Origin of the sequence: Arthrobacter sp. APC 3897, assembly GCF_030407495.1 — a bacterium.
Lineage (GTDB): Bacteria > Actinomycetota > Actinomycetes > Actinomycetales > Micrococcaceae > Arthrobacter_B.
The window spans coordinates 79,055-98,437 of record NZ_JASDDG010000010.1 but is presented as its reverse complement, the minus strand read 5'-3'; the positions used below and the strand labels follow the sequence as shown (position 1 = coordinate 98,437).

Annotated in this window: 19 protein-coding genes; 3 read left to right on the top strand and 16 right to left on the bottom strand. The window is 66.3% G+C overall.

The window, feature by feature from the left end; translation table 11 throughout:
• Positions 1-48: 48 nt before the first annotated feature.
• Complete coding sequence (locus tag QMA10_RS06900) at positions 49-1,740, bottom strand: ribonuclease J (protein ID WP_290167086.1); 1,692 nt, start codon at positions 1,738-1,740, stop codon at positions 49-51.
• A gap of 6 nt (positions 1,741-1,746) precedes the next feature.
• A complete protein-coding gene (dapA, locus tag QMA10_RS06895; protein ID WP_290167085.1) occupies positions 1,747-2,679 on the bottom strand; it encodes a 4-hydroxy-tetrahydrodipicolinate synthase in 933 nt (310 codons plus the stop codon).
• A gap of 118 nt (positions 2,680-2,797) precedes the next feature.
• Here dapA and QMA10_RS06890 point away from each other — a divergent pair, with 118 nt between their 5' ends.
• The gene (locus tag QMA10_RS06890; protein ID WP_290167084.1) at positions 2,798-3,964 is read left to right on the top strand and encodes a heparan-alpha-glucosaminide N-acetyltransferase domain-containing protein; all 1,167 of its coding nucleotides are present in this window, start codon (positions 2,798-2,800) and stop codon (positions 3,962-3,964) included.
• Between the two features lie 40 nt (positions 3,965-4,004).
• On the opposite strand, the gene QMA10_RS06885 is transcribed toward QMA10_RS06890, so the two are convergent.
• From QMA10_RS06885 to modA, 9 genes are all read right to left on the bottom strand, one after another.
• A complete protein-coding gene (locus QMA10_RS06885; protein ID WP_290167083.1) occupies positions 4,005-4,466 on the bottom strand; it encodes a hypothetical protein in 462 nt (153 codons plus the stop codon).
• 34 nt (positions 4,467-4,500) lie between these two features.
• Positions 4,501-5,268, bottom strand: coding sequence for a 4-hydroxy-tetrahydrodipicolinate reductase (gene dapB, locus QMA10_RS06880; RefSeq protein ID WP_290167082.1), 768 nt, complete (start codon positions 5,266-5,268; stop codon positions 4,501-4,503).
• A 46-nt stretch (positions 5,269-5,314) separates the two neighbouring features.
• Positions 5,315-5,779 carry a molybdenum cofactor biosynthesis protein MoaE gene (locus QMA10_RS06875; RefSeq protein ID WP_290167081.1) on the bottom strand — a complete coding sequence of 155 codons (465 nt, stop codon included), beginning with the start codon at positions 5,777-5,779 and terminating at the stop codon, positions 5,315-5,317.
• Positions 5,769-6,287, bottom strand: a complete 519-nt coding sequence (locus tag QMA10_RS06870) for a MogA/MoaB family molybdenum cofactor biosynthesis protein (protein WP_290167080.1) — start codon at positions 6,285-6,287, stop codon at positions 5,769-5,771. The genes QMA10_RS06875 and QMA10_RS06870 overlap by 11 nt, the downstream gene beginning before the upstream one ends.
• Positions 6,284-6,772 (bottom strand): cyclic pyranopterin monophosphate synthase MoaC, encoded by a 489-nt coding sequence (gene moaC / locus QMA10_RS06865; RefSeq protein WP_290167079.1) that lies wholly within the window; start codon positions 6,770-6,772, stop codon positions 6,284-6,286. Before moaC ends, QMA10_RS06870 begins: the two co-directional genes overlap by 4 nt.
• 89 nt (positions 6,773-6,861) lie before the next feature.
• Complete coding sequence (glp, locus tag QMA10_RS06860; RefSeq protein ID WP_290167103.1) at positions 6,862-8,136, bottom strand: gephyrin-like molybdotransferase Glp; 1,275 nt, start codon at positions 8,134-8,136, stop codon at positions 6,862-6,864.
• 122 nt (positions 8,137-8,258) lie between these two features.
• Positions 8,259-9,797, bottom strand: a complete 1,539-nt coding sequence (locus tag QMA10_RS06855) for a molybdopterin-dependent oxidoreductase (RefSeq protein WP_290167078.1) — start codon at positions 9,795-9,797, stop codon at positions 8,259-8,261.
• 145 nt (positions 9,798-9,942) lie between these two features.
• Entirely contained in the window at positions 9,943-10,848 is a 906-nt protein-coding gene (locus QMA10_RS06850; RefSeq protein WP_290167077.1) for an ABC transporter permease subunit, read from the bottom strand.
• Positions 10,799-11,569, bottom strand: coding sequence for a molybdate ABC transporter substrate-binding protein (modA, locus tag QMA10_RS06845; protein ID WP_290167076.1), 771 nt, complete (start codon positions 11,567-11,569; stop codon positions 10,799-10,801). Before modA ends, QMA10_RS06850 begins: the two co-directional genes overlap by 50 nt.
• 38 nt (positions 11,570-11,607) lie before the next feature.
• On the opposite strand from modA, the gene moaA reads away from it, so the two are divergent.
• Both moaA and QMA10_RS06835 read left to right on the top strand, forming a co-directional pair.
• Positions 11,608-12,786 carry a GTP 3',8-cyclase MoaA gene (moaA, locus tag QMA10_RS06840; protein ID WP_290167075.1) on the top strand — a complete coding sequence of 393 codons (1,179 nt, stop codon included), beginning with the start codon at positions 11,608-11,610 and terminating at the stop codon, positions 12,784-12,786.
• The gene (locus tag QMA10_RS06835; RefSeq protein WP_290167074.1) at positions 12,787-13,074 is read left to right on the top strand and encodes a MoaD/ThiS family protein; all 288 of its coding nucleotides are present in this window, start codon (positions 12,787-12,789) and stop codon (positions 13,072-13,074) included.
• 85 nt (positions 13,075-13,159) lie between these two features.
• Here the strand turns inward: QMA10_RS06835 and QMA10_RS06830 are convergent, their stop codons facing one another.
• The 5 genes from QMA10_RS06830 to QMA10_RS06810 all read right to left on the bottom strand — a co-directional run bounded on the left by QMA10_RS06830 (position 13,160) and on the right by QMA10_RS06810 (position 19,379).
• On the bottom strand, positions 13,160-14,449 hold the full coding sequence (locus QMA10_RS06830) for a pitrilysin family protein (protein ID WP_290167102.1): 1,290 nt from the start codon (positions 14,447-14,449) through the stop codon (positions 13,160-13,162).
• A gap of 108 nt (positions 14,450-14,557) precedes the next feature.
• Positions 14,558-16,783, bottom strand: a complete 2,226-nt coding sequence (locus tag QMA10_RS06825) for a polyribonucleotide nucleotidyltransferase (protein WP_290167073.1) — start codon at positions 16,781-16,783, stop codon at positions 14,558-14,560.
• Between the two features lie 350 nt (positions 16,784-17,133).
• The gene (rpsO, locus tag QMA10_RS06820) at positions 17,134-17,403 is read right to left on the bottom strand and encodes a 30S ribosomal protein S15 (RefSeq protein ID WP_290167072.1); all 270 of its coding nucleotides are present in this window, start codon (positions 17,401-17,403) and stop codon (positions 17,134-17,136) included.
• Positions 17,404-17,538: 135 nt separating this feature from the next.
• Entirely contained in the window at positions 17,539-18,528 is a 990-nt protein-coding gene (locus QMA10_RS06815) for a bifunctional riboflavin kinase/FAD synthetase (RefSeq protein ID WP_290167071.1), read from the bottom strand.
• A gap of 104 nt (positions 18,529-18,632) precedes the next feature.
• Positions 18,633-19,379 carry a DUF4345 domain-containing protein gene (locus QMA10_RS06810; RefSeq protein WP_290167070.1) on the bottom strand — a complete coding sequence of 249 codons (747 nt, stop codon included), beginning with the start codon at positions 19,377-19,379 and terminating at the stop codon, positions 18,633-18,635.
• Positions 19,380-19,383: the final 4 nt, after the last annotated feature.

Here is a 19,383-nt window from a genome sequence, read left to right as displayed (position 1 = left end):
CCGACCCCGTAGGAGTTCATCCCGGCCGCCTCCCGGGAGGATTCCGGCTTAGGCTTCCAGGACCACCGGAACAATCATCGGGCGCCGGCGCAGGCGCCGGTTGACCCAGGTGCCCACCACGCGGCGGACCACCTGCTGGAGCTGGTAGGTGGTGTGGTCCTTGTTGGAAGTGACGGCTTCTTCCAGGGCGGCGCTGATCTTGGGCCTGATTTCGTCGAACACCGCATCGTCCTCCGCGAAGCCCCGGGCATGGATCTCCGGGCCGGAGACAATGGTGCCGGTGCTGCGGTTGACCACGGTGATGACCGAAATGAAGCCTTCCTCGCCGAGGATGACACGGTCCTTGATGTCGGTGTCGGTGATCTCGCCGACGCTGGAGCCGTCCACGTAGACAAAGCCGCACTCCACCGCGCCCACAATCCTCGCTTTGCCGTCGCGCAGGTCCACTACCGTGCCGTCGTCGGCCAGGATGACGTTTTCAGCGGCCACGCCCGTGGCCTCGGCCAGTTTGCCGTTGGCAATCAGGTGCCGGGTCTCACCGTGCACCGGCATGGCGTTTTTCGGCTTGAGGATGTTGTAGGTGTACAGCAGCTCGCCGGCCGAGGCGTGTCCGGAGACGTGGATCTTGGCGTTGCCTTTGTGCACCACGTCCGCGCCCAGCTTCATCAGACCGTTGATCACCCGGAAGACGGCGTTTTCATTGCCCGGGATCAGCGACGACGCGAGGATGACGGTGTCTCCGCGGCCCACCCGGATCCGGTGGTCGCCGTTGGCCATGCGGGACAGGGCCGCCATGGGCTCGCCCTGCGACCCGGTGGACATCAGCACCAGCCGGTCATCCGGTATTTCATCCACGTTCTTGAGATCCACCAGGATCCCCTCGGGAACGTTCAGGTACCCGAGCTTCTCGGCAATGGCCATGTTGCGCACCATGGACCGGCCCACGAAACAGACTCTGCGGCCGTGCACCGCCGCAGCGTCCAGGACCTGCTGGACGCGGTGGATGTGCGAGGAGAAGGACGCCACGATGATGCGCTTCTTGACCTTGCCGAAAAGCGCTTCCAGCACCGGGCCGATTTCCCGCTCTGCCGTCGTGAACCCCGGAACATCGGCGTTGGTGGAGTCCGCCATGTACAGATCCACGCCTTCCTGCCCCAGCCGGGCGAAGGCACGCAGGTCGGTGATCCTGCCGTCCAGCGGCAGCTGGTCCATCTTGAAGTCGCCGGTGTGCAGGACCGTGCCGCCGGCGGTGCGGATGAACACGGCCAGGGCATCGGGAATGGAGTGGTTCACGGCCACGAATTCGCACTCGAACGGCCCGAACTGTTCCACCTGCCCCTCGGTAACGGTGAAGCTGAACGGTTTGATGCGGTGTTCCTGCAGCTTGGCCTCCACCAGGGCCAGGGTCAGCTGGGAACCGATGAGCGGAATGTCCTGCTTCAGGCGCAGCAGGTACGGAACGGCACCGATGTGGTCCTCGTGGCCGTGGGTGAGGACCACGCCCACCACGTCATCCAGCCGGTCCTCAATGTAGGAGAAGTCCGGCAGGATCAGGTCCACGCCCGGCTGGTTCTCCTCCGGGAAGAGGACCCCGCAGTCCACGATCAGCAGTTTGCCGTTGATCTCGAAGACCGCCATATTGCGGCCGATCTCGCCGAGGCCGCCAAGCGGAACAATCCGCAGGGTGTCCTCTGCCAGGGGCGGCGGGGTTCTCAGGGCAGGTTCCGCTGTTTCGGTCATGATGCGTTACGCCTTGCTCTCGGAGCGGGCACGGGAGAAGTCCCAGCCGGCTTCGGCCAGGTCCGTCAGGATCGTCTCCATTTCGACGGCGTCCGGGCCTACGAGCGGCAGCCGGACGGTCGCGTCGGGGATAACTCCCTGCATCTTCAGGATCTGCTTGGCGGACACGGCGCCGGGAATGTGGGTCATGACAGCGCGGATGACGGGATCCAGCTCGAAGTGGATGCGACGGGCGGTGGCGAAATCGCCCGCTGCAGCGGCATCAACCAGGGCACGGAACTGGACGGTGGCGACGTGGGCGCTCACGCTGACCACGCCCACGGCTCCGGCGGCCATCCACGGCAGGGTCAGGCCGTCGTCGCCGGCGTAGACGTCAAGGGTGGTGTTGGCCAGGACGCGGGTAACGGCGGCGAAGTCCGCCTTGGCATCCTTCAGCGCCAGGACCGGGGGGATGTTGGCGAGCCGGACCAGGGTGTCCGTGGAAAGCGCGATGCCGGCGCGGCCGGGGATGTCATAGATCATGATCGGCAGGTCGGTGGCGGCAGCAACGGCTTCGAAGTGCGCGACGACGCCGGCCTGGGTGGGCTTGTTGTAATACGGCGTCACGACAAGCTGGCCGTCCGCCCCGGCCCGGAGCGCCCGGCGGGCCATTTCCACGGAATGGGACGTGTGGTTGGTCCCGGTTCCGGCAATAACTTTCGCCCGGCCGCCCACGGTTTCGGCGACGACCCGGAAGAGGTCTTCCTTTTCGCTGTCCTCCAGGGTGGACGTCTCGCCCGTGGTTCCGGACACCACCAGCCCGTCACAGCCGTCTTCCACCAGCTTGTTGGCAAGGCGGGCCGCGGCATCAAAGTCCACGGCTCCGTCCTCGGTGAACGGGGTCACCATTGCGGTGACGAGGGTTCCAAACGGAAGTGCACGAATATCAGAGTCAGCCATGGGTAAAACGTTACCTGTTGCACGCATCCTTGGGACAATGCGCACTCCGTTCGCGGCACCCGGGGTGCCATACCGGCGGCGCTCCGGAAGTCGGGAGCCGCTGTGAGACGATCAGATCATGATCGGACGGCGGCTTACGGGTATCGACGCGGCCCGGGGCGTTGCGCTTCTGGGCATGATGGCGACCCACATCTTTTCCCTGTACAACGAGCAGACGGGTGAGCCGAGCTGGACCGGACTGGTGTTTTCCGGCCGTTCCTCGGCCTTGTTTGCGGTAGTGGCCGGGATTGGCCTTGCACTGCTCACCGGAGGCAGCCAGCCCCGCTCCGGCCGGGCGCTGTCATCGGACCGCCGCGGCATCGCCGTGCGTGCCCTGATCATTGCCCTGATCGGATTGGCCCTAGGGGGCCTGGACACCACCATCGCCGTCATCCTGTTCCATTACGGCATCCTGTTCCTGCTGGCCCTGCCGTTCGTGGGCCTGCGCGCCTCGAAGCTGGCCCTGTGGGCCGGCGGCTGGCTGCTGCTCTCCCCCGCCGTGGCCTATCTGGTCCGGCCGTGGCTCTACGCCTCTGTATCTCCGGCAACGCTGGGCAGCAACATTACGTGGGAGGCGTTTCTGCAGCCGGCCACACTGGCCGCGGATGTGTTTTTTACCGGCTTTTATCCGGTGTTCCAGTGGTTAAGCTACCTGCTGGTTGGGCTGCTGATTGGCCGGCTGAAGCTGGCGGACCTGGCGGTCCAGGTGGGTCTGGTCGCGGGCGGGATTGTTGCCGCGGCGGGAGCAAAGTTCCTCAGTTATTACCTTCTGCTGGAGCAGGGCGGACTGGACGCCGTCCTGGAGACCAATTCCGGACGCATTTGGCCCCTGGCGCAGATGATGGAGGTCAACCTGGCGGGTGTGGAACAGACCGGATCCTGGTGGTGGCTCGCAGTTAGCGGCCCCCACTCGGGAACGCCGCTGGATCTGCTGCACACCGCCGGAACCTCGGCCGCCGTCGTGGGTGTGTGCCTGCTGCTGACACGTGCCCGCCCCAACCTGCTGCTCCCGCTGTCCGCCGCCGGGGCCATGACCCTGACCCTGTACAGCCTTCATGTGTGGGTCATGTCCGTCACGGATGCCTCAGCGGCGCCGCCGGACCCGGTGCTGCTGTTTTGGCTTTCAGCAGCCGCGGCTGCCGGCATCGGCATCGGCTTTGCCAGGCTTGGTTCCCGCGGACCGTTGGAAATGGTGACCCACGGCGCCTCGCAGCTGGTCCGGCAGAGCTCACGGACCGGCAAATAGCTCCATCGTCCCTCCCGCACGGGACGGGACCGGGGCAGGTTTACCTGTAGAGGCTCCCGGCGCGGCGCATGGCACTGCGCGCGCGCTTCCGGTCCCCGGCGGCGTCGTAGGCGCAGGAAAGACGGAACCAGGCACGCCAGGACCCCGGTTCAGCCTCAACCTCGGCCTGGTACTTCGGGAATTCCGCATCGGCCGCCTCCCGGATGATCCGGCCGCCGGGCGTACGCGGGAGGTTGTCCACCGGCAGCCCGCCCTCGTCAGCGAGTACGTGCGCCATTTTTTCGGTCTTGGCACCAAACTGCAGTTCGCGGATCAGCGCCCAGGCCCCCACGATCGGGAGCACCAAGTACGCTGCGCCGAGTGCCTTGGCGCTGAGCTCGTCAGCGGTCAGCAGCGTCCAGCCGCGCTGAAAGGCGACCACCATGTAGAACACCAGAAGGAGAGTGACCAGCGCAACGCCGATCTTGGCTTTGTTCGTGAAAAGCCCGGAGAAGAAAGACAACGTGTTCCTTAGCGATCAGGGTATGGTGCGGCGTTTAGGAGGAGGAAGCGCTGAGATTGAGGTAGCCGTCAAGGCCGACCGTCAGGCCCGGATGGGCTGCGGCCCCGCGCACTCCCAGCAGCACGCCGGGCATGAAGGACGCCCGGTCGAAGGAGTCGTGGCGGATGGTGAGCTGCTCCCCCGCTCCGCCGAAGAGCACTTCCTGGTGGGCCACCAGTCCGCGCAGCCGCACTGAGTGCACCCGGACGCCGTCAATGTCCGCGCCGCGGGCACCGGGAACCTCTTTGGCGGTGGCATCCGGGGACGGGTCCACTCCCGCTTCGGCACGGGCCTGCGCAATCAGCGCTGCCGTGCGGACCGCGGTGCCGGACGGTGCATCGATCTTGTCCGGGTGGTGCAGCTCGATAACTTCCACCGATTCGAAGTACCTGGCAGCCTGGGCGGCAAACGCCGTGGCCAGGACTGAGCCGAGGGCAAAGTTCGGAGCGATGAGCACTGCAGTGCCGGGGTGCTCCTCCAAAAGGGCTGAGAGGCGTTCCAGCCGGTCCGCGTCCCAGCCGGTGGTGCCGACGACGGCGTGCATGCCGTGCTCGACGGCGAAGCGGACGTTGGCTTCGGTGCTGTCCGGGACCGTGAGGTCAATAACGTACTGCGCACCCGAGGAAACAAGGGTGTCCAGCGAATCGCCGCGGCCAAGCGCCGCCACCAGCTTCAAATCAGGCGCAGCTTCAACAGCTTTCACGGCTTCGGATCCCATGCGGCCGCCGGCCCCGAGGACGGCTACGGCTAGTTGCTCAGTCATGCCTCCAGATTACCGGTCACAGCGGAGCCCCGGTGACAGGGCCGGGTCAGCCGCTGACGCCCACCCATTCGGTGGTTCCGTCCTGGAATCCCTGTTCCTTCCAGATGGGCACCCGCTCCTTGACGGTGTCCACCAGTTCGGAGCATGCGCTGAAGGCCACGCCGCGGTGCGCGGCGGCGACGGCCGCCACCAGGGCTGCGTCGCCAATCTGCAGCGGACCGGTCCGGTGTCCCACCCAAACCCGAACGCCGTCATATTTAGCCGCAATGTCAGCCGCCACTGCGGCAATCACCTCTTCAGCGCTGGGATGCGCACTGTAGGACAGGCTGGCAACGTCCCTTCCGCCGTCGTGGTCGCGGACAATTCCGCTGAACCCCACCACGGCGCCGCAGGCCGGCGACCAGGCGGCGCTGTTCGCATGCTCTGCGTTAAGGGGCAGGTCGGAGACGGTGGCGTTAATGACTTCCGAGGCGGTTTCCGACCCGTTGCCGCCTGTTGTGTCAGTGCTCATGATGTCCTTCCAACTGTCCGCAGATATGTCCGATGACCGGTTCCAGCACCGCCAGGCCGTCCGCGACGGCCCCGGGCGAGCCGGGCAGGTTCACGATGAAGGTCCGTCCGGCGGTTCCGGCGTGGCCGCGGCTGATGGCGGCCATGGGGGTCTTGGTGCGCCCGTCCGCCCGCAGCGCTTCCATGATCCCGGGGACTTCCCGGTCCAGCAGCGGGAGTGTTTGTTCGGGGGTGCGGTCATCGGGGCTCAGACCGGTGCCGCCGCTGGTGAGGATCACGGCCGGTTCCAGCGCAAGCATCCGGCGCAGCGCCTCCCCCACCTCGTCGCCGTCGGGCACCACCTCGGCGAGGACAACGTCGTACCCGAGCGCATAGAGCCAGTCCGCTGCCAGGGGACCGCATTCATCCTCGTAAATGCCGCGGGCGGCCCGGGTGGAAGCAATGAGAACGGCCGCCGTGCGGCGCGGCTGCTGGTGCGGGGGCTGCGGGACGTCAGGCAGGGCGCTCACAGGCTCCAGTCTCCGCTCTCGCCGCCGGATTTGGCGAGCACCTGGATATCGCTGATGGAGGCATGCTTGTCCACCGCTTTGATCATGTCGTAGAGGGTAAGGGCCGCCACCGTAGCGGCGGTCAGGGCTTCCATTTCCACGCCGGTGACGGCCCTGGTCTTCGCTGTGGCACGGATGACGACGTCGGCCTCCCCGGTTTCGAAGTCCACCGTCACCTTGGTGAGCGGCAGCGGATGGCACAGCGGAATCAGGGTGGACGTTTGTTTGGCCCCCATGATTCCCGCGACTCGGGACACGGCCAGGGCGTCCCCCTTGGGCAGTCCGCCCGCGGACACCAGCTGCACCACGTCGGCGGTGGTGCGCAGCCGGGCCTGCGCCGTGGCCTCGCGCGTGGTTTCGGACTTGGCGGAGACATCCACCATGTGGGCGGAGCCGTCTTCACGGACATGGGTGAGCCCGAGCTGCTGCTCGTCGCTGCCGGCCATGAGTAGTTCCCTTCGTGGGTGGAGCTGGCTCCACCGCTGGTCTTGATGCTGGTCTTGGACTCTTGGTGCGGCCGGAACCCGGGTTCGGGCTAACGGTCCAACAGCCATACTGTCACTTTGGTGCCGGCGGGGAAGGACTCATGTCCCGCAGGCAGGTGAACCAGGGCGTTGGATGAGGCCAGGGCATGGACGAGATGGGAGCTGGCTCCGCCCACCAGTTCCACCTGCCCTGTCCCGCCGGGTTCGGCGGGAGGCAGATACCGGCCGCGCCGGACCTGATGCTTGCCGGCAGGGCTCTGAACGCCCCCGGTCAGCACCGCCGGCAGTTCCGGGCGCGGGCGGGGCAGGCCGGTCACCGAACCGAGCGCCGGGCGCAGGAACATTTCAAAGGACACCACACAGCTGACCGGGTTGCCGGGAAACGCCAGGAACGGGATGCCGGACACCCTGCCGATCCCCTGCGGGCCGCCTGGCTGCATGGCCACCGGCAGGAACTGCACCTCCTGGTCTGCCAGCCCCTGCTTGACCACTTCATAGGCTCCCTTGCTGATGCCGCCCGAGGTGATCACGAGATCAGGCTGCAGGGAGATGAGGTCCGCCTGGAGCCCGGTCCGGAACTCCTCCGGCGAGTCTGCCAGTACCCGGGTTAGCAGCACGGTGGTTCCGGCTTCCTCCAGCAGTGCCCGCAGCAGGGTGGTATTGGCATCATGGATCTGTCCCGGCTGCAGCGGCCGGCCCGGTTCCACCACTTCATCCCCTGTGGTCAGCAGGAGGATCCGGGGCCGGATCCGCACCGGCACACGCGCCAGGCCGAGCGCGGCCAGCAGGCCCAGCTGACCGGGGCCGAGGATTGTCCCGGCCGGCAGGGCCAGGCTCCCGGCGCGGATGTCGCTGCCGGCGCCGCGCACATACTGTCCGGCGGGAACACCGCCCGGGAGCGCTACCGTGGGCCGGTCTGCCGCCAGGGGCGTGGTGTGATCCCGCAGGGCCGGTGCTGCCGGTGGAAATGAATCCGGTACTGCCTGCTCAATGGGCACGACGGCGTCCGCCCCGGACGGGAGCATGGCGCCGGTCATGATGGGTGCGGCTGTGCCCGGCGCAAGGGCTTCCGGTTCGGAGCCTGCCGGAATGGCTGCCGCGACCGCCAGTTCAGCACGCCCCGGCACCCCGGCCAGATCAGCCGAGGAAACCGCGTACCCGTCCATCTGCGAGTTCGCGAAGGGCGGCAGGTTTCCGGGCGCAGCCACGTCAGCTGCCAGGATCCGTCCCCGGGCACCGAGGAGATCCGTGTCCTCCCGACCAGGCGGGCGCTCGCGGAATCCGGCCGAGAGCAGGTTCAGCACTGCCTCCTGGTGTTCGGCCACACTGCGCGGGCTGCCCGGTCCGGCCGGCCGGGCACCCGGCGCGTCTGCTGGCGGGCTGGTGGGTGTGGAAGACACCGGACTCCTTGGGACGGGCGGAATGAGCTGGACGGGAACAGCTGGTGTTACTTGGCGTTCACTCGAATTGTATGCAGTCCGGTGGCACCGTCGGGTACCACCGGACGCTGTGTTTCATCCTGTTCGGTGCCGTTGGCGTCAATGGCCCGGACAGTGATGGTGTGTTCACCCGGACCCAGGTCAACGCCGGCGGACCACTGCACCCAGGTGTCCGCGGAGATTGCCCTGGCCAGGTCAGCGTCCTGCCAGCGGCCGTCGTCGACCCGCACCTGGACCCCGCGGATGCCGGTGTGCTGCGCCCAGGCCATGCCGGCCACAGTGGTGTTTCCGGCGTCCAGGGAAGCACCCCGGGACGGAGTGTCGATGCGGGAAGACAGTTTGACGGGTCCGCGTTCGGTCCAGCCCCGCTGGGTCCAATAGGCAACTTCGTCGCTGAACCGGGTGACCTTGAGTTCTGTCACCCATTTGGTGGCAGACACGTATCCGTAGAGGCCGGGGACCACCAGCCTCACCGGGAAGCCGTGTTCCAGCGGCAGCGGTTCCCCGTTCATGCCCACCGCCAGCAGGGCGTCGCGGTTATCCGTCAGTGCTTCCAGCGGAGTCGAAGCCGTCCAGCCGTCCCGGCTGGTGGACAGCACCATGTCCGCGCCGCCCTGGACTCCGGCGGCAGCGAGCAGGTTACGGACCGGCCAGCCCAGCCACCTGGCGTTGCCAATCAGGCTGCCGCCCACCTCGTTGGAGACGCAGGCCAGCGTAACGAAGCTTTCCTGCAGGGGTTTGGCCAGCAGTTCGGCAAAACTGATCTCCACTTCACGGTCCACCAGGCCCGTGACCTTAAGCTTCCATTCGTCGGCATTGACCAGCGGGACACTCAGCGCGGTGTCGATGCGGTAGAAATCCGCAGCCGGTGTCACCACGGGGTGCAGCCCGGTGATCCCCAGGTCCGCTCCGGCGGGGACCGCCGCTGCCGGGGTCACGGCGGAGGGCAGTACCACGCCGTCGCGCAGGGCTGCCGTGTTCACCTGTCCCACCCGTGAGCCGCCGGCCAGAGCGCCCGCCACCACGCCCACCGCTGCCCCGCCGCCGAGGGTCATGAGTACATCGCGGCGCCGGGTACCGGATTCTTCGGGGAGCGCATCACGCCACCGTCCGAGCCTGGCTGTCAGCGCCCGCAGCACCAGGATTCCCACCACGGCCGCCAGCAGCGGCGGCAGCAGGGACAGCACGCTCATCTGCGGCCGGGTGAGCACGGCAGCCAGACCGGCCGCACCCAGCAGTCCAACAACGACGGCGCCTGCCGGCGGGCGGCGCAGCTGCAGGACACCGGCGGCAGCACCGCACAGCGCGATAACCGCGGACATGGCCACCAGGAACGCGGCCTTGTCGGCAGTCCCGAACAGGCCGATGGCCCAGTCCTTCACGGGTCCGGGCATAGCGTCAATCACCACTGAACCCACGGCGCTCACGGGAGAGAGCGAGGGACTCAGCAGCGCGGCCGCCAGTTCCCCGGCAACCACGCCGAGGCCCGCGGCCACAACACCGGACACTGCAGCCCACAGGGAGAATTTCCAGGCCGTGTGTGTCATGCCGCTCGCTTCTGTTGATCCTGCGCTGCCTGATGAACGGTTTTAGCCCATCATGTTTGCTTCCCTGCTGGTCTGTTGTACCGTGACCGGCTGGGCGGATCCTGAGAGCCGGTTTCCGTCCGGTGTTTCCGCAGGCCAGCGGCGGTCACCGCGGGATCAGCAGGGCCACCCCAAAGCGGGCCAGCGCCAGCAGCACCAGGTAGAGCGAGATCAGGATCAGGCAGATGCCCAGCGCGATTTCCGGCTGGTTGGAATTCAGGCTGAGCTCAATCTGCAGCGGCAGCGTCCGGGTGCGTCCCTCGACGCTGCCGGCAAAGGTGATGGTGGCGCCATATTCGCCCAGGGAACGGGCGAAGGCGAGGAGCGCCCCCACAATGATGCCGGGCAGTGCCAGCGGAACGGTGATGTAGCGCAGGATTGCCGTGGGCCCTGCTCCGGAAGTGGCGGCTGCCATTTCCAGGTCATGGTCAACCGCACGCAGGCTGCTCAGCGACGCCACCACAAAGAACGGCAGCGAGACAAACACCTGCACAATCAGGACTGCCGCGGGCGAATATCCCACGCCTGCTCCGACGGATTCCAGCACCCGGCCGATGACGCCCTGGCGTCCCCAAAAGTAGAGCAGGGCAATGCCCGAGACCACTGGAGAGAGCACCAGCGGAACAAGAAGGATTCCGCGCAGCAGCTGCATCCAGGGTCCGGACAGCTTGCTGAACAGCACCGCCAGCGGCAGCCCCAGCGCCACACAGATAAGCGTGGAACCCACGGAGGTGGCCAGGGACAGTCCCAGCGCGGTCCGGGCCTCGGGAGCGGTGAGCAGAGTGCCCAGCGAGGTCCAGGGCACATTGAGCAGGAGCGCCGCCACCGGACCGGCGCAGAACAGCAGCGCCAGTGATGCCGGAATCCAAAGCCAGGCCGGCGTGGTGGCCCGCGCCTCCCGGTTCATCGCGCCGCCCCGTTCCGGCTCACGGTTCCGGTCACCGCGCCTGCCGCTGCCCTGGTCATTGCCCCGGAGGACGGAAGCCCGCTGCACGGAAGATACGGGCTGCATCGTCCCCGGCGAGCCACTCATAGAATCGGACAGCTGCCTCATGCTCTGCTCCCTCCACGGTCAGGGCCGCGGGGTACTGGTTGGGTTCGGGATCACTCAGTTCAAGATACGTCACCCCTTGGTTCGCCGCGGAGAGCGCGTCGGTTTGGTACACCAGCCCGGCATCCGCCTGCCCTGTTGTTACCTTCGTCAGGACGGACCGAACGCTGTCTTCCCGGCTTTCCCCGCGCAGCGCCACTCCGGCGCTTTCCAGGACACGCGTTGCTGCCCGGCCGCACGGCACCGACGCTGCGCAGACCGCCGACTGGACGTTGTCCGAGGACAGATCCTCCAGCGCCGTCACCTCCCCCGGGTTGCCCGGAGCCAGCGCCAGGACAGTCGAATTTCCCGCCACCACCTGTTCGGCAGCAATGAGCCCCTCCCCGCGAACAGGATCCAGTGCTTCCAGATCAGCAGTAATAACGACGTCGGCCGCAGCACCGGACACCAACTGGCCGCCGAGCTGGGCGCTTGAGCCGAGGTTGATGCGCAGCCGGCCCCCGCCGTCGTAGGCTTCATTCATGGCGTCGATCACATCGGTGAGCGAAGCCGCGGCGAATACCGTAATGTCGGGTCCCTGTGTTCGTGTGCCGCTGTCAGCCGGCGCGGAGCAGCCGGCCACCACCGCCATCAGGGCAGCGGAGGCCACCAGGGTTGGCCCGTGTCGTCGGATAAAACGCATTGATAGAGCCTAACCGTGAAAGGGCGTAACCTCGACCCATGGGTATCCAGCTGGGAATGCCGTCCATCGGCTCGCCGCCAACCGCGGCCGGCTCCTCCGGGTGTGCCGTTTCGGGTGCGAATGACACCGGAGCACGTTCCGCCGGAGCGGAAGCCAACGGCTCGGCCGCAGCGGCCGGGGTCAGCGCTGCTGACGGGCTGCTGGACCGCTACGGGCGCCGCGCCACCGACATGCGGCTATCACTGACGGACAAATGCAACCTTCGCTGCACCTACTGCATGCCGGCCGAGGGACTGGACTGGCTGGCCAGGGACAAGGTGCTCAGCGGCGCTGAGATCATCCGGCTGGTACGGATCGGCGTGGACGTGCTCGGAGTCAGGGAACTGCGCCTCACCGGAGGCGAACCGCTGGTGCGTGCCGATCTGGTGGACATTGTGGCCGGCATCCGCAGCAACCATCCGGACCTTCCCATCTCCATGACCACCAATGCCCTGGGCCTGGACAAGAAAGCCCAGGCGCTCAAGGACGCCGGCTTGACCCGCATCAATGTGTCACTGGATTCCCTGCATCCGGATACGTTCGCCCAGCTGACCCGCCGGCCTTTCCTGTCCCGGGTGCTGGCCGGGGTTGAGGCAGCGGCCCGGGTGGGGCTGGGGCTGATCAAGATCAATGCGGTGCTGATGCGCGGCATCAACGACGTCGAATCCCCTGACCTGCTTGAATGGGCTGTCAGCCGCGGCTTCGAACTGCGTTTCATTGAGCAGATGCCGCTGGATGCGGACCACGGCTGGACCCGGGACGGAATGATCTCGGCGGCGGAAATCCGCGGCTGGCTGGAACGGGACTTCATCCTCACTCCCGATCCCAGGCAGCGCGACGGCGCCCCCGCCGAACGCTGGGAAGTCCGGCGCCGCAGTGCACCCGACACGGTTGCCGGCACCGTGGGCATCATCGCCTCAGTCACCGAACCGTTCTGCACGGACTGCCGGCGCACGCGGATTACTGCTGAGGGCAAGGTGCGCAGCTGCCTGTTTTCACACGAAGAGACCGATCTGCTGGAACTTCTCCGCACCGAGGGAATGACCGATGACCAGGTGGCAGCCCGCTGGCAGGATGCCATGTGGGGCAAGCCCAAGGCCCACGGAATGGACCATGCCGGTCTGGGTGACGCAGACTATGTGCAGCCGGACCGGACCATGAGCGCGATAGGCGGCTAAGTGCAGATTCGATATTTTGGTGCCGCCAAGGCGGCATCGGGCATAGACGAAGAAACCCTTCCCGGGCTGGAACCCGGCGTGGACGGAGTATCCGACGGTGCTCCGCTGGGCGAGCTGCTGGACTTCCTGGCTGCCCGGCATGACCCGGCGCCGGAGGGCGTTCCCCCGCTGAAAAGCGTCATTTCGCGCAGCACGTTCCTGGTCAACGGGTTCGCCGCCCGGGACCGGTCCCTGCCGCTGGCTGCCTCGGACACCGTGGACATCCTGCCGCCCTTCGCCGGCGGCTAACCGTCAGCCCGATCTACGCAAAGGAGCACCTCCCGGTAATGGGAGGTGCTCCTGCTGTTGGTGGCCGCTAGGGAAACGAGAAAGGCTAGAAGCCCAGCTCCTCTTTCGAAGAGAACGGGCCCACAACGGTGATGGTGCGCGGTGCGGCGGCCAGTTCGGCGGCCAGCGCCTGCACTTCCTCCGCCGTGACGGCCCCGATGCGGGCCAGGGACTCGTCAATGTCGATGAACTCTCCGCTGACCAGCTCCGCCCGGCCCAGGCGTGACATGCGCGAGCTGGAGTCTTCCAGCGCCATGACCATGCCGCCGGCGATCTGGCCGCGGGCCTTCTTCAGCTCGGCTTCATCCACGCCGTCAGCCGCGAGGCGTTCCAGCTCGGATCCCATCAGGTCGATGACCTGGCGGGTCTTGGCCGGTGAACAGCCTGCGTACATGCCGAAGTAACCGGCGTCGGCATACGACGCCGAGAACGAGTAGGTGGAGTACACGAGTCCGCGCTTTTCCCGGATTTCCTGGAACAGGCGCGAGGACATGCCGCCGCCCAGGATGGTGTTCAGGACGCTCATGGCAAAGCGGCGGTTATCAGTGGCTGTCAGCGACGGGCAGCCCATGACCACGTTGGCCTGTTCCACCGGGCGGTTGATGACCTGGACGCCGGCTGTGCCGGTGATGACGGCGGGTTCGGTGCTGCGGCGGGGTGCGGGTGACGCATCCTCGGACAGATCCCAGCCGGCCTTCTTCAGGGCGTCGAGCACCAGGGCGCAGACGTCGTCGTGCTCCAAGCCGCCCGCCGCGGTGACCACCAGTTCGGTGGGCCGGTAGTAGCGGCGGTAGTGCTCCAGCACGGCCTCGCGGGGAACGTTCATGATGGCCTCGGGAGTGCCGCCGATGGGCCGGCCCAGGGCGTGGTCGCCCAGGACTGCCTCGGCAAACTTTTCGTGGCACAGGTCCGCGGGATCGTCGGCATCCATGGCGATTTCTTCCAGGATGACGTCGCGTTCCTGTTCCAGTTCCTCCGGGTCCAGGACCGCGGAGGTGATCATGTCGGTGATGACGTCAATCGCCATCGGCAGATCGGTGTCCAGCACCCGCGCGTAGTAGCAGGTGCTTTCCTTGGCCGTCGCGGCGTTGGACTCGCCGCCAACCTCGTCAAAGGCCAGCGCAATGTCCAGCGCGCTGCGGCGCGTGGTGCCCTTGAACAGCAGGTGTTCAAGGAAGTGTGTGGAGCCGTGCCGGCCCGCGGCTTCATCCCGCGAGCCGACACCTACCCAAAAGCCGATGGTCGCGCTTCGCTGGCCGGGCATCGCCTCGGTCAGTACGCGCACGCCGCCCGGAAGGACGGAACGGTGCACGACGGCGCCTCCCGGAGTTCCCATCACAAGGGACGTTTCGCCGGGAAGAGTGGTCAGCGGAAGGCGGACAACCGTCCCGGATGCCGGAGCATGTCCGGCATCGGGACGGTTTCCATCAGCAAGGAGTGACATTTACTCTGCGGACTCGGTTTCTGCTGCTTCTTCGCCTTCGGCGTTTTCGGCAACCACCGGAGACAGGGAGAGCTTTCCGCGGTCATCGATCTTGGTGATTTCCACCTGGATCTTCTGGCCGACGGAGACAACCTCGTCAACGTTGTCCACGCGCTTGCCGCCGGCGAGCTTGCGCAGCTCGGAGATGTGCAGCAGGCCGTCCTTGCCCGGGGTCAGGGAAACGAAGGCACCGAACGTGGTGGTCTTCACAACCGTACCCAGGTAACGCTCGCCGATCTCGGGGACCTGCGGGTTGGCGATCGCGTTGACCGCCGCACGGGCAGCCTCGGCGGAGGTGCCGTCGGTTGCACCGATCAGGACCGTGCCGTCATCTTCAATGGAGATGTCAGCGCCGGTGTCTTCTTGGATCTGGTTGATCATCTTGCCCTTCGGGCCAATGACCTCGCCGATCTTGTCCACGGGGATCTTCACCGAGATGATGCGCGGGGCGTACTCGGAGAGTTCGTCCGGGGTGTCGATCGCAGCGTCCATGACGCCCAGGATGTGCAGGCGGGCTTCCCGGGCCTGCTTCAGTGCTGCTGCCAGCACGGAGGCGGGGATGCCGTCGAGCTTCGTGTCCAGCTGGATGGCCGTCACGAACTCGGAGGTACCGGCAACCTTGAAGTCCATGTCGCCGAAGGCATCTTCGGCGCCGAGGATATCGGTCAGGGCGGCGTAGCGGGTTTCGCCGTCAACCTGGTCGGAGACCAGACCCATGGCGATGCCGGCAACCGGAGCGCGCAGCGGGACACCGGCATTGAGCATGGACAGCGTCGAGGCGCAGACCGAACCCATGGAGGTGGAACCGTTGGAGCTCAGGGCTTCGGAGACCTGGCGGATGGCGTACGGGAATTCTTCACGCGAGGGCAGCACCGGCATGAGCGCACGCTCAGCCAGGGCGCCGTGGCCGATTTCGCGGCGCTTGGGTGAGCCCACGCGGCCGGTTTCACCGGTGGAGTACGGCGGGAAGTTGTAGTTGTGCATGTAGCGCTTGCGCGTTACCGGCGACAGCGAGTCGATCTGCTGTTCCATCTTCAGCATGTTCAGCGTGGTGACACCCAGGATCTGGGTTTCACCGCGCTCGAAGATGGCCGAACCGTGTACGCGGGGCAGAACCTCAACCTCGGCGGTGAGCTGGCGGATGTCCGTCAGGCCACGGCCGTCGATGCGGACCTGGTCCTTCAGGATGCGCTGGCGCACAACCTGCTTGGTGACGGAGCGGAACGCTGCGGAGAGTTCCTTCTCGCGGCCTTCGAACTGCTCGGAGAGCGAAGCAACAACTTCGTCCTTGAGCTCGTCGGCAGCGATGTCACGCGCCTGCTTGTCGGCGATCGAGAAGACCTTGGCCAGCTTGTCAGCGGCTGCGGCTTCCACGGCTTCGAAGACGTCGTCCTGGTAGTCCAGGAAGATCGGGAACTCGACGGTCGGCTTGGCAGCGCGGGCTGCCAGGTCGGCCTGTGCCTCGCACAGGGCCTTGATGAACGGCTTCGAGGCTTCGAGGCCTTCAGCAACAACCTCTTCGGTCGGGGCGGTGGCGCCCTCTTCCTTGATGAGGTTCCAGGCGGCGTCGGTGGCTTCGGCTTCCACCATCATGACGGCGACGTCGTCACCGGCGATGCGGCCGGCAACCACCATGGAGAACACTGCGCGCTCCAGTTCGGAGTGCTTCGGGAAGGCAACCCACTGGTCGTCGATCAGGGCAACGCGGACGCCGCCGATCGGACCGGAGAACGGCAGGCCGCTCAGCTGGGTGGACATGGAGGACGCGTTGATGGCAACAACGTCATACAGCACATCGGGGTTGATCGCCAGGACGGTGACAACAATCTGGACCTCGTTGCGCAGGCCCTTCACGAAGGCGGGGCGCAGCGGGCGGTCCATCAGGCGGCAGGCCAGGATAGCTTCGGTGGACGGGCGGCCTTCACGGCGGAAGAACGAGCCCGGGATGCGGCCGGCGGCGTACATGCGCTCTTCGACATCCACGGTCAGCGGGAAGAAGTCAAAGCCTTCGCGCGGGGACTTGCCGGCGGACGTTGCCGACAGCAGGACGGTGTCATCGTCGATGTAGACAGTGGCTGCACCTGCAGCCTGCTGGGCCAGACGGCCGGTTTCAAAGCGGATGACGCGCTGGCCGTACTTGCCGTTGTCAATGACGGCTTCTGAGAACTGAATTTCGGGACCCTCCATACGAGAGTCACCTCCGTTTCTTCGTTGGCGGAGGCATCCAGCATCGTCCCAATAAACGCGTGCACCGCCGTGAAGCGGGTCGGTTCAACACCCGGTCTTCGATCGAGGTCCACGGGCGGAAAACTCCCGGAGACCACTACCGAGGACCGCGAATGCTGCGATGCTGGCTGACTCCTGTTGATGTGGCTGTTACTGCTGTGGTGCTCTTGGTGCTGTTACTGCTGGTGTACCTGAAACTGCGGTAGTGCCTGGATCATTCGACGGCAGGTGCGCTTCCGGTCGGGCCGGTGTCCATGTCTGCCTGAAAAAGGGCGGCTCCCACGAAACGCAGGGGCCGCCCTCTCCAAAGACTACTTGCGCAGGCCGAGGCGCTCAATGAGCGCACGGTAACGGGTGATGTCCGTTTCTTTCAGGTACGAAAGCATACGACGACGGCGACCAACCAGGGCCATCAGGCCGCGGCGGGTGTGGTGGTCGTGCTTGTGCGTCTTCAGGTGTTCCGTCAGGTCGAGGATGCGGCGCGACAGCACTGCAACCTGCACCTCGGGCGAACCGGTGTCGCCTTCGGCCCGAGCGTATTCCTTGATGATTTCCTGCTTGACTACGGGGTCAAGTGCCAATGTAACTCTCCTAGAGTTGTGCCGTGAGGCCCGAATCAGCACTTCGCTGCCGGGAATCTTGGCCCCGAAGGGGATGAACCCTCCGAACGCAAAGAAATTCAGCCGCCACGGACCGCAGCCGAATTTGATAACAGTTTACCTGTCCCCGCTGCTATCTGTCGAAAGCACCGCCCTGGTGCGCGCCACGTCAAGGCGCATCTGCTCAATCAGTGCTTCGGGACCGGTATATGCCACCATGCCGCGGAGCCGTTCCACGAATTCCACCACCACGTGCTGTCCGTACAGATCAAAATCGGTGATCTTTTCGTCGGGGCGGTCAATGACGTGGGCTTCCACCTGCCGGCTCACACCGTCGAAGGTGGGATTGGACCCCACGGAAATGGCCGCAGGCCAGCGCGTTCCCGCTTCGTCCACCAGCCAGCCGGCGTAAATGCCGTCGGCGGGGATGAGGCCGGTGGCTTCAGGTGCCAGGTTTGCGGTCGGGAATCCGAGCTCGCGGCCGCGGGCAGCGCCGTGGATGACTTCGCCGCGCATGCGGTGGGTGCGTCCGAGCAGGCGGGACGCGGTGCGCACATCCCCGCTGCGCAGGGCTTCACGGATCCAGGTGGAGGAGCAGCGCCGGCCGCCGGTCGCTGCGGGACCGTCGGGCAGGGCACCGAAATCCTCGACTGCCTGGACGTCAAACCCGAGTTCTGCGCCCAGCTGGCGCATGGTCTCAAGGTCACCGGAGTTGCCGCGCCCAAAGCGCACGTCGTGGCCAATGACGACAGCGCTCACCTGCAGTCCGTCCACAAAGACCTGCCGGACAAATTCCTCGGGAGTCAGGGACGCCAGCTGCAGGTTGTAATGCAGCATCAGGAGCCCGTCCAGCCCGGTGGCTGCCAGTGCCTCGCGGCGGTCCAGCGGGCCCATGATCAGTTCAGGAGCTGTTTCGGGCCGGTGCACCTGCGCCGGATGCGGATCGAAGGAGATGGCCACGGCTGCGGCGCCCTTTTCGCGGGCCACCTTCACCAGGCGGTCCAGCACGTGCTGATGTCCCAGATGGACGCCGTCGAAATTGCCGATGGTGACTACTGTCGGGCCGATCCCGGCGGGAACCTCGGCCAGGCCATTCCAGTAGTGCACAAAAGCTCCTTCAAACGGGTGGTTCGGGGTGCGGCGGGGCCGCAGGAAAATGCCCGGAGCAGCGGGACGCCGCACCGGACCTTTCCATTATTGCCGAAAAAGAATCAGCCCTGCGCCGCGTCGGCGGATGAAGCGCTTCCGCGGGCGGCGCCGCCTTCACTGTATTCGCGCTTGAGTTCACTGGTCTTGGCGATGAAACGGTGCCACACCAGCAGCGCCGGCGGGAAGGCCAGTTCCAGGATCATCAGGATGATCATCGTAAAGTGCGGCGTGCCGCTGAAGGCCCAGGACAGCACGCGCCCAATGCCGCCAAGGAACACCATCAGGCACACCAGCCACAGCATGTTCGCCCACTGGAACTTCACGGCGATGGCGATGAAGGCCGCGCCGACGCCCACCATCATGGCCGAGAAGAAACGGAACTGCGACTCCAGCGAGGCGTTGATTTCCCCGCCGCCTGCGTCAGCGACGCCCGAGGTCCCGGTCACGAGATAGTAGCTCCCGACGCCGGCAATAAGGATTCCGACCCCGATGACGACGGCGCGGAAGACACCCCAGTCATCGCTGCTCTTATACGGTTTGGCCTTGGATGCGGCTGCTTCCTTTCGGCCCTTGGCGGCGGGGGCCGGTGTCCGCCGGCCGGCGGGCGGAACCTCCAGCTTCTCGGTGGTCCGGGCCGGCTGGCCGGCGGCCGGAACGTGCGGCTTCCTTCCGGCCGCTCCGGCCTGGGCTTGCTGGGCCTGCTGGGCCTGGGACTGCTGCCCGGCCGGCTGGGCCGAGGGAGCCTGAGCAGGTTGCGGGGATCCGTTTCCCTCGTGGCGGTCGCCTGGTGTCGAAGCCGGGTTGCTCATTTTT